This is a genomic window from Plantactinospora sonchi, assembly GCF_036422035.1.
In the GTDB taxonomy this organism is placed as follows: Bacteria; Actinomycetota; Actinomycetes; order Mycobacteriales; family Micromonosporaceae; genus Plantactinospora; species Plantactinospora sonchi.
The window spans coordinates 402,212-415,634 of sequence record NZ_JAZGQK010000006.1; the positions used below are offsets into that span (position 1 = coordinate 402,212).

The 13,423-nt window shown below is 69.5% G+C and carries 9 protein-coding genes, 2 tRNA genes and 1 pseudogene; 9 read left to right on the forward strand and 3 right to left on the reverse strand.

What is annotated here, in order from left to right:
• Nucleotides 1-156: 156 nt before the first annotated feature.
• Both V1633_RS08250 and V1633_RS08255 read right to left on the reverse strand, forming a co-directional pair.
• Nucleotides 157-1,506 (reverse strand): annotated as a pseudogene (locus tag V1633_RS08250) (MFS transporter); the annotation flags it as partial.
• A gap of 108 nt (nt 1,507-1,614) precedes the next feature.
• A complete protein-coding gene (locus V1633_RS08255) occupies nt 1,615-2,169 on the reverse strand; it encodes a hypothetical protein (RefSeq protein ID WP_331213589.1) in 555 nt (184 codons plus the stop codon).
• Between the two features lie 606 nt (nt 2,170-2,775).
• On the opposite strand from V1633_RS08255, the gene gyrB reads away from it, so the two are divergent.
• The 9 genes from gyrB (at nt 2,776) to V1633_RS08300 (ending at nt 11,797) form a co-directional block, all read left to right on the forward strand.
• Entirely contained in the window at nt 2,776-4,719 is a 1,944-nt protein-coding gene (gene gyrB, locus V1633_RS08260; RefSeq protein ID WP_331213816.1) for a DNA topoisomerase (ATP-hydrolyzing) subunit B, read from the forward strand.
• 194 nt (nt 4,720-4,913) lie between these two features.
• The gene (gyrA, locus tag V1633_RS08265; RefSeq protein ID WP_331213590.1) at nt 4,914-7,445 is read left to right on the forward strand and encodes a DNA gyrase subunit A; all 2,532 of its coding nucleotides are present in this window, start codon (nt 4,914-4,916) and stop codon (nt 7,443-7,445) included.
• Between the two features lie 168 nt (nt 7,446-7,613).
• A complete protein-coding gene (locus V1633_RS08270; protein ID WP_456238636.1) occupies nt 7,614-8,546 on the forward strand; it encodes a DUF3566 domain-containing protein in 933 nt (310 codons plus the stop codon).
• Between the two features lie 174 nt (nt 8,547-8,720).
• A tRNA-Ile gene (locus V1633_RS08275) sits at nt 8,721-8,794 on the forward strand.
• Nucleotides 8,795-8,836: 42 nt separating this feature from the next.
• Nucleotides 8,837-8,965 carry a DLW-39 family protein gene (locus V1633_RS08280; RefSeq protein ID WP_331213592.1) on the forward strand — a complete coding sequence of 43 codons (129 nt, stop codon included), beginning with the start codon at nt 8,837-8,839 and terminating at the stop codon, nt 8,963-8,965.
• Nucleotides 8,966-9,010: 45 nt separating this feature from the next.
• Nucleotides 9,011-9,086, forward strand: a tRNA-Ala gene (locus V1633_RS08285).
• Between the two features lie 304 nt (nt 9,087-9,390).
• Nucleotides 9,391-9,750 (forward strand): YciI family protein, encoded by a 360-nt coding sequence (locus V1633_RS08290; RefSeq protein WP_331213593.1) that lies wholly within the window; start codon nt 9,391-9,393, stop codon nt 9,748-9,750.
• Nucleotides 9,747-10,982, forward strand: coding sequence for an RNA polymerase sigma factor (locus tag V1633_RS08295; RefSeq protein ID WP_331213594.1), 1,236 nt, complete (start codon nt 9,747-9,749; stop codon nt 10,980-10,982). The genes V1633_RS08290 and V1633_RS08295 overlap by 4 nt, the downstream gene beginning before the upstream one ends.
• 98 nt (nt 10,983-11,080) lie before the next feature.
• Complete coding sequence (locus V1633_RS08300) at nt 11,081-11,797, forward strand: dihydrofolate reductase family protein (protein ID WP_331213595.1); 717 nt, start codon at nt 11,081-11,083, stop codon at nt 11,795-11,797.
• A 293-nt stretch (nt 11,798-12,090) separates the two neighbouring features.
• Here the strand turns inward: V1633_RS08300 and V1633_RS08305 are convergent, their stop codons facing one another.
• Nucleotides 12,091-13,404 carry an NAD(P)/FAD-dependent oxidoreductase gene (locus tag V1633_RS08305; RefSeq protein WP_331213596.1) on the reverse strand — a complete coding sequence of 438 codons (1,314 nt, stop codon included), beginning with the start codon at nt 13,402-13,404 and terminating at the stop codon, nt 12,091-12,093.
• Between the last annotated feature and the right edge of the window lie 19 nt (nt 13,405-13,423).

Here is a 13,423-nt window from a genome sequence, read left to right on the forward strand (position 1 = left end):
CGGGACTGCCCCGCCGGTCGCGGGCAGGGCTCGGGCCGCCACACCCGTTCCGGGCACGAACCGACCCGCCAGGGCGGGCACGGTCGCGCGGCGGTGCTCGCCGGTCCGGCGGGCCAGCCGCAGGCCGGCCCCGATCGAGGCGACGATGCCGACCGCGCCGGCGAGGACCAGGGTCTGTCGCGGGCCGACGTGCTCGGAGAGCCAGCCGAGCGTCGGCGCGCCGACGGCGGCGGCGACCGATCCGGTCACCCCGATGGCGGCCAGCACCCGGCCCCGCATGGCGCCGTCGGTGTCGAGCTGGGTGCGGGTGCCGACGGTGGTATCGATGATCACGGCGGCGGCGGCGATCGGCAGGATCGCGACGGCGAAGCTCCAGACTCCGGGGGCGAGCCCGGCGACCGCCTGCAGCGCGCTGGCCGCCACGCCGGCACCGACCAGGATCCGGTAGCTGAGTTCCCGCTGCCGGGCGGCGGCGAGCGAGCCGAGCACCGTACCGACCGCGAAGACGGTGGAGAGCAGGCCGTAGGCGCCCGCCCCGCCGCCGAGCGGGCCGTTGCTCATCGCGGCCATGGTCACCTGGTAGTTCCGGCCGAGGCTGCCGAGGACGAAGGCGAGGGCGAGGGCGGTCAGGATGACCGGCTGCCGGCGCAGGTAGCGCAGTCCGGCCCGGATGCCGTGGTCGTGCCCGGCCCGGGAGCCGGTGCCGGCCTCCGGCTGGTGCAGTTCCCGCTGGCGTACGGCGAGCAGCGCGGCGACCACGGCGGCGAAGCTGACCGAGTTCATCACGAACAGCAGGGCGGGCCCGGTGACGGCGACCAGCACCGCCCCGACGCTCATGCCGAGGATCCGGCCGGCGGAGTTGGTCAGCGAGCCGAGGGCGAGCGCGTTGCCGAGGGTCTCCCGGTCGACCATGGTGGAGCCGTACCGGCCCATCACCGGGCCCTCGATCGCGGAGAGCGCGCCGCTGACCAGCGAGATGGCGTAGATCATCGACATCTGCGGTGCGTCCGACCAGGCCAGCGAGGCCAGGGCGGCGGCCAGGCCGGCGTGTCCGATCTGGGTGGCGATCAACAGCGGCCGGGCGGGCAGCCGGTCGGCCAGTGCGCCGCCCCAGCCGCTGAGCAGCAGCGTGGGCAGGGCCTGGAGCAGTACGGCGAGCCCCATCGAGGTGGCCGAGCCGGTCTGCTGCAACACGTACCAGTTGACCCCGAGCACCTGCATCCAGGTGCCGATGACGGAGACGAACCCGGCACCGGCCCAGATCCGGTAGTTACGGTGGCGCAGTGCGCCGAACGTGGTACGCAAGCCGCGGAGCTCCTCTGCTAGGTCGGCGGCGAACGCTCCTACGTCCCGACGCCATGACTGTCCGTCACTCCCGTGCCGGAAACGTGGCGCTTTCGGGATGACGCGCAAGTCTGGCTGCTGCTCGGGGAGGGTGTGCAGGGGCCGGTGAAGTCGGTCACCGGTTATCGGCACACAATCGGCAATTCGGGCTAATGGCAACATGGCCGATCGGTGGACCGACCCCGGGTCGCCGGGTGGACCCGGGGCCCGTCGAGCGGGCTCCCGGCCCCGGCGGAGGAGCCGGGACCGGCGGCGCGGCCACGCGCGGGGTCAGGAGTCGGCGTAGACGGCGTAGCCGCGCTCGGCGCAGCGCCGGTAGAAGCCGGCCAGCACCGCCAGCTCGGAACGGGCGAAACTCCACTGCGGCGGCGCACCCGCCTCGTCGCGCAGCGCGTCCAGTCGACTGTCCAGCCAGCGCAGCTGCTGCTCGGCCAGTCGGCCGTCGGCGAGGGCGGACCGGAGCACGGCGCTGACCGTGTCGAAGGTCACCATCTCGCCGTGCGTCCGGTGCCCGTCGACGAAGCGCTCCAGGCCGCCCGCGATCCAGGCGCAGCCGTCCGGGTCGATCACCGGGTCCTCGTCCTCGGCCGCGGCCTCGGTGGCGTACAGCACACCGTCCAGGCCCAGCAGCAGGTCGACCAGCTCGGTGTACGCCGTCGCCCGGACCGAACCGTTCTTGGCGATGTAGCCGGCGAGGGCCGCGGTCGGCGCGGCGACCTCCGGTGCGTCGGCCAGTTCGCCGAAGTCGACGAACTCGGCCGGGGCGACCGGGTCGTAGAAGCGGCCGGTCCGCGGCCAGCGCACCGCGACGTTGTCCAGCCCCATCGGGCGTCACCTCTCTGTGCACCTGACGAATCTGTGCACCTGACGAACCGGTCGGAGGGACCGTCCGGTGCGCTTTCCGGGCATCCTGGCCACGGAGCTTACTCACGGCGTCGCCAAGTTACGGCACGCCGAGTGCTTCGCGCGACCCCCGCAGGTCGGAAGGGAGCCGGCCGTTCCGGAGAGCGCCGGTGTCGGGTACGGGCCGTCGACGGGTGTCGGGCGGCCCGGCACCCCGGTGCCCGAAACCGACCCCGATACGACCGCGTGCGTGTGGGGGGAGTCGTGGGAGGAGGGGTGCGGCCGCCTACGGGGGTCTCAGGGCGCTGTGCGGGGGTGCCGCATAGCCAAGATGTCATCCGGGCACAGTAGGATTGACGATGAGACGACGACACGGTGTGGAACGACGATCCGGAACGGGCGGTCCGGGCCGGCACCGCACCGGGTCCGAGGCCGTTCGCGATCCGTGGGTAGCCGCGGCGATCGGCGCGTTCGACCGTACCCCGGATCTTCTCGTGGTGCCGGCCCGCGCGCCCGCCGACGTGGCCACCCACCAAACCCGCGCTTTCCCCGCCGCAGGGCGGGGAGGGACGCGAGAAAGTGGCCAAGGTGGCAGCGGAGAAGAAGCAGGAGTACGGCGCCGAGTCGATCACCGTGCTGGAAGGCCTGGAGGCCGTCCGGAAACGGCCTGGCATGTACATCGGATCAACCGGTGAGCGCGGTCTGCACCACCTGGTCCAGGAAGTTGTCGACAACGCGGTGGACGAGGCGATGGCCGGCTACTGCGACACGATCGAGGTGGTCCTGCTCGCCGACGGCGGCGTCCGGGTCACCGACAACGGTCGTGGCTTTCCCGTCGACCTGCACCCCAAGCTGAAGAAGCCGGGTGTCGAGGTGGCGTTGACCGTACTGCACGCGGGCGGCAAGTTCGACGGCAAGGCGTACGCGGTCTCCGGCGGTCTGCACGGCGTGGGGGTCTCGGTGGTCAACGCGCTCTCCACCCGGATGTTCGTGGAGATCCACAAGGACGGCTTCGTCTGGCGCCAGTCGTACACCAACTCCAAGCCGTCCCCGCTCGACAAGGGCGAGACCACCAACCGGACCGGCTCGGCGGTCTCCTTCTGGCCGGACCCGGACGTCTTCGAGACCGTCGACTTCTCCTTCGAGACCATCTACCGGCGACTGCAGGAGATGGCCTTCCTGAACCGGGGTCTCACCATCCAGCTCCGGGACGAGCGGGTCCAGGAGGAGGACGGCAAGCCGCGCGAGGTGACCTTCTGCTACAAGGGCGGCATCTCCGACTTCGTCCGGCACCTGAACAACTCGAAGAACCCGATCCACAAGACGGTTGTCGAGTTCGGGGCCGAGGAGGAGGGCATGGCGGTCGAGATCGCCATGCAGTGGAACGAGTCGTACGGCGAGTCGGTCTACACCTTCGCCAACACGATCAACACGCACGAGGGCGGTACCCACGAGGAGGGCTTCCGGGCCGCGCTGACCAGCGTGGTCAACCGGTACGGCACGGAGAAGAAGCTGCTCAAGGGCGACGAGAAGCTCTCCGGCGAAGACATCCGGGAAGGGCTCGCGGCGATCATCTCGGTCAAGCTGACCAACCCGCAGTTCGAGGGTCAGACCAAGACCAAGCTCGGCAACACCCCGGTGAAGAGCTTCGTGCAGCGGGCCTGCAACGAGTGGCTGGTCGACTGGTTCGACCGCAACCCGGCCGAGGTCAAGCTGATCATCACCAAGGCGACCCAGGCCGCCCGGGCCCGGATCGCGGCCCAGCAGGCCCGGAAGCTGGCCCGGCGCAAGTCGCTGCTGGAGTCCGGCTCGATGCCGGGCAAGCTGGCCGACTGCCAGTCGACCGACCCGCGCGAGTCCGAGGTCTTCATCGTCGAGGGTGACTCGGCGGGCGGCTCGGCCAAGCAGGGGCGGGACCCGCGTACCCAGGCGATCCTGCCGATCCGGGGCAAGATCCTCAACGTGGAGAAGGCCCGGATCGACCGGGTGCTGAAGAACAACGAGGTCCAGGCGCTGATCACCGCCCTGGGCACCGGGATCCACGACGACTTCGACATCGAGAAGCTGCGCTATCACAAGATCGTGCTGATGGCCGACGCCGACGTCGACGGTCAGCACATCCAGACGCTGCTGCTCACGCTGCTGTTCCGGTTCATGCGTCCGTTGGTCGAACTGGGCCACGTCTACCTGGCCGCCCCGCCGCTTTACAAGATCAAGTGGAACAAGAAGGGCGACGACGCGCAGTACGCCTACTCGGACCGGGAGCGGGACGGGCTGATCGCGCTGCGCCAGCAGAAGAAGGCGAACGCCCGGCCCGACGACATCCAGCGGTTCAAGGGTCTCGGCGAGATGAACTACGGCGAGCTGTGGGACACCACGATGAACCCGGCGACGCGTACGCTCCGCCAGGTCACGCTCGACGACGCGGCGACCGCGGACGAGCTGTTCAGCGTCCTGATGGGCGAGGACGTGGAGGCCCGGCGCTCGTTCATCCAGCGCAACGCCAAGGACGTCCGGTTCCTCGACATCTGACTCCGCGCGGGCGGTGCCGGACAGCGGATGTCCGGCACCACCGGGCGGCCGGCGACGGGTTGGCCGGAGCGGGCCGTCGGACCTGACCAGAGGGCCGACGGCACCGGCGTTCCACACAGTTATCCACAGCTTCCACGGTTTCCACAGCCGTTATCCACAGCGGAATGCGGCTTTGAGTCTGATAAGGGTTGACAGTGACGGATACTCCCGAGTCCTTCGAGAACGAGTCGGCCGAGCCGACCCCGCCGGGTGGCGGTGGGGTAGCCCAGCACGACCGGATCGAGCCGGTGGGGCTCGAGGTGGAGATGCAGCGGTCGTACCTCGACTACGCGATGAGCGTGATCGTCGGACGGGCGCTGCCGGACGTACGGGACGGTCTCAAGCCCGTACACCGCAAGATCCTCTACGCCATGTTCGACTCCGGCTACCGGCCGGACCGGGGGTACGTGAAGTGCTCCCGGGTGGTCGGCGACGTGATGGGTCAGTTCCACCCGCACGGTGACTCGGCGATCTACGACGCGCTGGTCCGGATGGCCCAGACCTGGTCGCTGCGTTACCCGCTGGTCGACGGCAACGGCAACTTCGGCTCGCCCGGCAACGACCCGGCCGCCGCCATGCGGTACACCGAGTGCAAGCTCGACCCGCTGGCCATGGAGATGCTCCGGGACATCGACGAGGACACCGTCGACTTCCAGGACAACTACGACGGCCGGGCCAAGGAGCCGACGATCCTGCCGTCGCGGATCCCCAACCTGCTGGTGAACGGCTCCGAGGGCATCGCGGTCGGGATGGCGACCAAGATCCCGCCGCACAACCTGCGGGAGATCGCGGCGGCGGTGCAGTGGTGCCTGGAGCACCCGGAGGCGGACGAGGCCACCACGCTCGACGCGCTGATCGAGATCGTCAAGGGGCCGGACTTCCCGACCTACGGCCTGATCGTCGGAACCGCCGCGATCCAGGACGCGTACCGGACCGGGCGCGGCTCGATCCGGATGCGCGCGGTGGTGGACGTCGAGGAGGACAACCGGGGTCGGACCAGCCTGGTCGTCACCGAGTTGCCGTACCAGGTCAACCCGGACAACCTGGCCGAGCGGATCGCCGAGCTGATCAAGGAGGGCAAGCTCGCCGGGATCGCCGACATCCGGGACGAGTCCTCGGGGCGTACCGGCATGCGGATCGTGCTGGTGCTCAAGCGCGACGCGGTCGCGAAGGTGGTGCTGAACAACCTCTACAAGCACACCCAGCTCCAGGAGACGTTCGGCGCCAACATGCTGGCGCTGGTCGACGGGGTGCCGCGGACGCTGAACCTCGCCCAGTTCATCCGGTACTACGTCGAGCACCAGATCGACGTGATCCGCCGGCGGACCGCGTACCGGCTGCGCAAGGCCGAGGAGCGGGCGCACATCCTGCGGGGTCTGGTCAAGGCGCTGGACGCCCTCGACGAGGTGATCGCCCTGATCCGTCGCTCGCCCACGGTGGAGGAGGCCCGGCAGGGCCTGATCCAGCTGCTGGACATCGACGAGGTGCAGGCCACCGCGATTCTGGACATGCAGCTGCGGCGGCTCGCCGCGCTGGAGCGCCAGAAGATTATTGACGAGTTGGCCAAGATCGAGGTGGAGATCGCCGACCTCAAGGACATCCTGGCCAAGCCGGAGCGGCAGCGGAAGATCGTCTCCGACGAGCTCGGCGAGATCGTGGCCAAGTGGGGCGACGAGCGGCGCACCAAGATCGTGCCGTTCGAGGGTGAGGTCTCGATGGAGGACCTCATCGCCCGCGAGGACGTGGTGGTCACCATCACCCGGACCGGGTACGCGAAGCGGACCAAGGTCGACCTCTACCGCTCGCAGCGCCGGGGCGGCAAGGGGGTCAGCGGGGCGTCACTGCGCCAGGACGATATCGTCAGCCACTTCTTCGTCTGCTCGACCCACAGTTGGATGCTCTTCTTCACCAACAAGGGTCGGGTCTACCGGGCCAAGGCGTACGAGTTGCCGGAGGCCAGTAGGGTGGCGAAGGGCCAACACGTGGCCAATCTGCTCGCGTTCCAGCCTGACGAGCAGATTGCCCAGGTCATCGAGATCCCGGATTACCAGGTCGCGCCGTACCTGGTACTGGCCACCAAGAACGGGCTGGTGAAGAAGACCAGGTTGGAGGAGTTCGATTCCAACCGTTCCGGCGGCATCATCGCGATCAACCTGCGCGACGAGGACGAGCTGGTCGGTGCGGCGCTGGCGGGATCCGGGGACGACCTCCTGCTGGTGTCGAAGAAGGCACAGGCGATTCGGTTCAACGCCACGGACGAGGCGCTCCGACCGATGGGCCGGGCGACGTCGGGGGTGATCGGGATGCGGTTCACCGACGACGACGTGCTGTTGGCGATGGAGGTGGTCCGCGAGGGCATGGACCTGGATGTCCTCGTGGCGACGAACGGGGGTTACGCGAAACGCACCCCGATCGAGGAATACCCCGTGCAGGGTAGGGGAGGTAAAGGGGTGCTGACCGCAAAGATCACCGAGCGTCGCGGCGGGTTGGTCGGTGCGGTCGTCATCAGCCCGGACGACGAGCTGTTCGCGATCACCAGCAACGGCGGAGTGATCCGGACGCCCGTGAAGCCTGTACGCCGAACGCGTGATCGGAACACAATGGGGGTCAAACTGATGGACCTACCAGACGGCGTGACTATTGTGGCGATTGCTCGCAATGCCGACGAGCCTGACGAACAGGACTAGTTCATGACGGAGACACAGGCGAAGTCGGGGGCGGCGGGGGCCTCGACCAACCCGGTCGACGAGGAGGCCGCCTCCGGCGGCGGCGCGCCAGCGACCGGTCGCGCCGTTGTCGGCCGGGCGGTCGTCTCCCCCGACGCGCCGTCCCCCAAGTTCACCCGGGCGCCGGGCATGCCGCCGCCGCCCGACCAGCTTCCGGGGGATGCCAGCTCCCCGCCGGCACAGACCGGCGGGGAGAACGAGGCTCCGTCGACGCCGAGTACGGCGAGTACCAGCGCCGCCGCCTCCCCGGCCGGGAAGACCGCCACCACGAAGACCCCGACGGCGAAGTCTCCGGCCGGCGGGGACAAGGCCGACAGGTCGAGCCGGGCGGACGAGGCGACGACCCGGTTGGAGCAGCCGGGCTCGGAGATCCGCACCGAACGGATTCCGCTGCGGGCGGACCGGTCGACCGGCTCGACCGGTCCGAGCGCGGAGACCACCCAGCCGATCACCGGCTCGCAGCCCACCTTCCGGGCCGGTCGTACGGGCGGCACCTCGCAGGCGGGTTCGACGCGCTTCGGGCTCGGTAGCCCGACGGCGCGTCCCGGCGCCGGTGCCGGTGCCGGTGGCGCGGTTCCCGGTACGGCCCCGGGGGCCGGCGCGGGAGCCGGCGGTGCCGGTGCGGTCGGCGCCGCCCGGGTGACCGAGGCCGTCCGGGCCGCCCGCAGCACGGTCAGTTCCGCCGCCGCCCGTGGTCCCCGCCGGGCCAGACTGAACCTGAAGCGGATCGACCCCTGGTCGGTGATGAAGTTCTCGTTCGCGGTCTCGCTGGTGCTGTTCATCGTGGTGATCGTGGCGACCTCGGTCCTCTATCTCGCGCTCGACGCGATGGGGGTCTTCGACAGCGTGAACGGCACCCTCACCGACATGCTGGCCGCGAGTGGCGGCTCGAACGAGAGCGCCTTCCGGATCACCGCCAGGGGCGTCATCCTCACCTCGGGCCTGATCGGCCTGGTGAACGTGGTGCTCTTCACCGCGCTGGCCACCCTCGGGGCGTTCATCTACAACGTCTGCGCCGACCTGGTCGGCGGCATCGAGCTCACGCTGGCCGAGCGCGACTGACCGTCGGGCCGGTGGATTGTCCGGGAACGCCGGGGCGCCGTTATGCGGTGGCCCCGGCGTTTGTCGTTCGGGTAGCGTCAGGGCCGGTCGGACCGGGGTGGTTCCTCTCTCCGGGCGCCGACCCCCCGAGTTGGGGATCGTGCCGGCGGTACGGTAACCTTGCTCGGCGCACAGGGGGCTATAGCTCAGTCGGTTAGAGCGCAGAGCTGATAACTCTGAGGTCGATGGTTCGATTCCATCTAGCCCCACTTCACACCGTCCGACATGTGTCGAGCGTGAGGATCAAGTCCATGTGGAAGAAGCTTCTGCTCGTGGTCGGCGTGGTCGGCGTTGCGGCACTCGTGATCAAGAAGGTCAAGGAGTCGAACGACGAGCGTGCGCTCTGGCACGAGGCGACCACCGCTCCTGACCTGCGGTAGTCTCCGCTGGACCGCCATCCCCGTCGGTGGCCGTCGGCCATCTGAGGGGCCGTAGCTCAACTGGCAGAGCACTGCCTTTGCAAGGCAGGGGTTAGGGGTTCGAGTCCCCTCGGCTCCACCACATACCGCCTTGAGTAGGCGAACCGCTTGATACAAGATCATCGAGTACGACGTGAGTACAACCTAGCCTTGATCTTGGTTTGTCGCGTCGCGGCGCTGTGGTCTGACCGGATGTACGACCGCTTCCGCAGCATACGGCGGTGAACCACTCCGCGACCGAAGAGATACCACTCTCCCCACACGTAGCGTCCGCTCATAGCCCGCGATGAGCGTGAAGCCGTACCGTTGCCGTCTGTGCGCAGGAGCTTGGCAGCCCGCATATCGTGACAACAGCGCTCGCCGCCGCTGCAGGGAAGGGTTGTCCCATGAAGTATCTGATGCTGGTTTTTGGCAACGAGGACGTCTGGAACACGCTCGCGCCGGCCGACCTCGCCGCGCTCATCAGCGAGGTCGACGCGTTCAACGATGCGCTGGTTGAGTCCGGGGAGTTGGTCAGCGCGGAAGGGTTGGTACCGCAGGCCCGCTCGGTCCGGATGGCGCATGGCGGTCCGGTCGTCACGGACGGGCCGTACCTGGAGGCGAAGGAGTACGTGGGCTCCTTCTTCGTGGTGGATGTCGACGTCGACCAGCGGGCGCTGGACATCGCCCAGTCCTATCCAGGGCTGCGTTACGGTGGCAGCGTCGAGGTGTGGCCGTTCATGCGGGGCGGCTGGATCCAGCGTTGACGGTCGACGCGTCGGTCGAGGGACTGCTGCGGACGCTCGCTGCCCCGGTGCTCGGTGCCCTCGTACGCCGCTACGGCGACTTCTATCGGTGTGAGGACGCGGTACAGGAGGCGTTGATCTCCGCCGTCAGCACGTGGCAGCGCACCGGCGTCCCAGCGCAGCCGCTGGGGTGGCTGAAGACGGTCGCCGCGCGTCGCTACCTGGATCAACTGCGCGCTGACACTGCCCGGGAACGTCGGGAGCGTGCCGTTCTGGAGGCCACCCCGCGCGATGCGCTGGTCGCCCCGCCGCCGGACCTGGAGCCGGTGCGCGACGACCTGCTTGAGCTGTTGTTCCTTTGCTGCCATCCGGCCCTGACCCCGTCCGCACAGGTGGCACTGACGCTGCGGGCGGTCGGCGGACTGAGCACGGCCGAGATAGCCGCGGCCTTCCTCGTGCCGGAGAAGACGATGGGCCAGCGGATTTCACGGGCAAAACAGCGACTGCGGGAGGTCGATGCCCGATTCGAGCTTACGCCGCAGCCCGAGCGCGGGCCCCGGCTGCAGGCCGTGTTGCACGTGTTGTACCTGCTGTTCAATGAGGGCTATAGCGTCAGTTCTGGGCCGGTGCTGCAGCGGACCGACCTTACCCGGCAGGCGTTGTGGCTGGCGCGTCGACTACACGACCGGCTGCCCGAATCAGGCGAAACCGTAGGGCTGCTGGCGCTGATGGTGTTGACGGAGGCGCGCAGCGCGGCGCGCACCGGACCCGATGGCATCCTCGTGCCGCTCAACGAGCAAGACCGGTCGCGGTGGGATCGGACCGCGATCGCGGAAGGCATCGCTCTGGTCACCCACAGTCTCGTCATGCGGCCTCTCGGTCCGTATCAGATACAGGCGGCCATTGCGGCCGTGCACGCCGAGGCATCGTCGACTGAGGCCACGGACTGGCCCCAGATTCTCGCGCTGTACCAGGTCCTCGATCGGCTGGCGCCCAATCCCGTCGCCACGCTCAACCGGGCGGTCGCTTTGGCGATGGTGCGGAGCCCGGCGGCTGGGCTGGCGCTGCTCGGCGAGTTGGAGTCCGGGCCACTCGCAGGGAATCACCGGCTGCTGGCGGTCCGGGCACACCTGCTTGATCAGGCCGGGGAACGGGCCGACGCGGCTGCGGCGTACCGGGAGGCCGCACGCCTGGCTGGGAGCCGGGCCGAGCAGCGGTTTCTCGTGCAGCAGGCCGTCCGCTGCACCGACTGAGCCCGTTCGTCGCAGCACACGTGTAGAAATCAACCTCGCGGCTCCGATCTCTAGGTGAGCAGCCCGAACCAAGGGCGCGAGCGAGCGGAGCGAGGACGATGACCAAGGTAACAGCGCAAATGTCGCTTTCACTCGACGGGTACTACGCCGGTCCTCAGGACAGCGGCGACGGCGGCTGGATGGAATCGGCGGAGGCCGCTGGATTCTTCCGGATCACCCGTTGGGTGACCGACGCGATGGCTTGGCGGGAGCGGTTGGGCTTCGCCGGCGGAGAGCAGGACACGAACTCGGAGATCCTGGCCGAGACGTTCGAGGCAGCCGGCGCATACGTCATGGGCAGGCGGATGGCCGACGGCGGCGAGGTGCCGTGGGGCGAGGAACCCCCGTTCCGCGCGCCGGTCTTCGTCGTGACGCACCGTCCCCGCGAGACCCTGGTACGCAAGGGTGGAACGAGCTTCACGTACGTCACCGATGGTGTCGCCAGCGCGGTCGAGCAGGCACGTGCGGCGGCGAACGGCAAGAACATCGCCGTCGCTGGCGGTGGCAACCTGCTGCGACAGGTACTCGAAGCCGGCCTGCTGGACGAGCTGGAGATCCACATCGTCCCGGTGGTGCTCGGCGCAGGGATGCGCCTGCTCGACGGCGGCCTCGACCTCGGCGACTTCGAGGCGATCGAGCTTGCACCCACCAGGGTCGTGCACACGCCGCGGGTCACGCACATCCGGTACACCGTCAACGGGCGTGCCCCACTCGTGCTCGACGACCGCGGGAGCGGCGGCGGTCTGACCGAAGCCGCAACCTCTCCCGCCGCCTGAACCAGCGCCACGACCGCACCCGGGTACCGCACCCGGTGCCCGGGTGCCCCTAACTCCAATGCCTCAGCAACGGATTCCGCTCACCAGACGGGCCGAATTGAAGAGCAATTGCACGCCAAGCGGCCCTGGCTGTCCCGCCCGAGCCTGCTCGTGCTGCGAGCTTCGGGAGGCCGGCCCGGGACGTACCGGGACCAGGCTGAAATGAATCAGCAGGTCAGCAGCCAGCCAGAAACGACGGCTCGGCGGACCGTCGCGGGCGTGGAAGTGTGGCTATGACGGGTGGTCTTGCCAATTCACCGGCCGGCGGCGCTGCGGCGATCGCGCCACACGGCGTGACCCGCCGACCGGTGCGGCGGTACCAGTCGGCCGCGCAGCTCGGCGGCGGCGATCCTGGCCAGGTGACGACCGCCGAGCAGGCGCAGCAGGTTACCGGGCGACCGGAACCGGTCCATCGGCAGTGTGCCGGCGAGCACCGCGAGGAACTGGTCGATGCCGGCCTGCCGACCCTGGAGCGCGGAGAAGAGCAGCCGCTCGGCCGTACCCACCGGCCGGAAGGCGGCGAGTTCGACGGTGAGGTCGTACATCGGGCGGGCGGCGGCGTCCCGTCGGGTCCGGTAGCCGGCCAGGCTGGCGTCGAGGCTGCCACTGCTGTCCAGCCCGCTGGTGATCGCCTCGGCGAGGAACTCGGCGTCCCGGAAGGCGTTGCCGATCCCCTGCCCGGTGATCGGATCCATCACCAGTCCGGCGTCACCGACCAGCGCCCAACCCGGCCCGTACGGCACCCGGATCACGTTCGGCACGTCCGGCGTGCTGCGGAAGCGCTCGACCCGGGTACCGGCGCGTATCCGGGCGCCGAGATCACCGCAGTCGTCGAGGGTGCGCAGGTAGTGCCCCTCCACGTCGGACCGGAACGCGGCAAAGTTGGCGGCCGGTCCGGCGACGTACACCACCGTGAGGCCGTCGTTGGTGGGGAACGCCGCGACGGTGCGACCGGGCCGCTGATACAGCTCACCGCCGGACAACGGCACCCCGGACCAGTACGTGTAGCAGGCGAACGTCGACGCCGGGTGCGACCGGTCGACCGCCGCCCCGACCGCCGCGGCGACCATCGAGTGTTTGCCGTCGGCACCGACCACGAGCCGGGCCGACTCGTGTACGGTCCCGCCGCCCCGCTGCCGGCCCCGGATGCCCACCACCCGGTCCCGCTCCCACACCGGCTCGTCGACGTCGAAGCCCTCGCGGACCTCCGCCCCCGCCGCGCGCGCCGCGTCCAACAGAATCGTGTCGAGCAGCGTCCGGCGTGGACTGTAGAGCGCGTCAGCCCCATCGAGGGTCGGATAGCGCCCGGTCAGCACCACGTGCCCGGGATCGAATCGGACGTCCCGGGCCGGTGGGGTGTCGGCCGCCACCAGCCGGTCGAGCAGGCCCCAACGGCGTAACCGGGCGACGCCGGGCACCTGGAGCTGGTGCGACGACAGCGTGTCGCTCGGGAACCGGGCACGGTCCACCGCCAGCACCCGTACGCCGTGTCTGGCCAGCAGCATTGCGGTCGCGGCGCCGGCCACCCGGCACCCGACGACGATCACGTCGTACTTTCCGGTCGACATCAGCGCCTCCCCCCGTCGG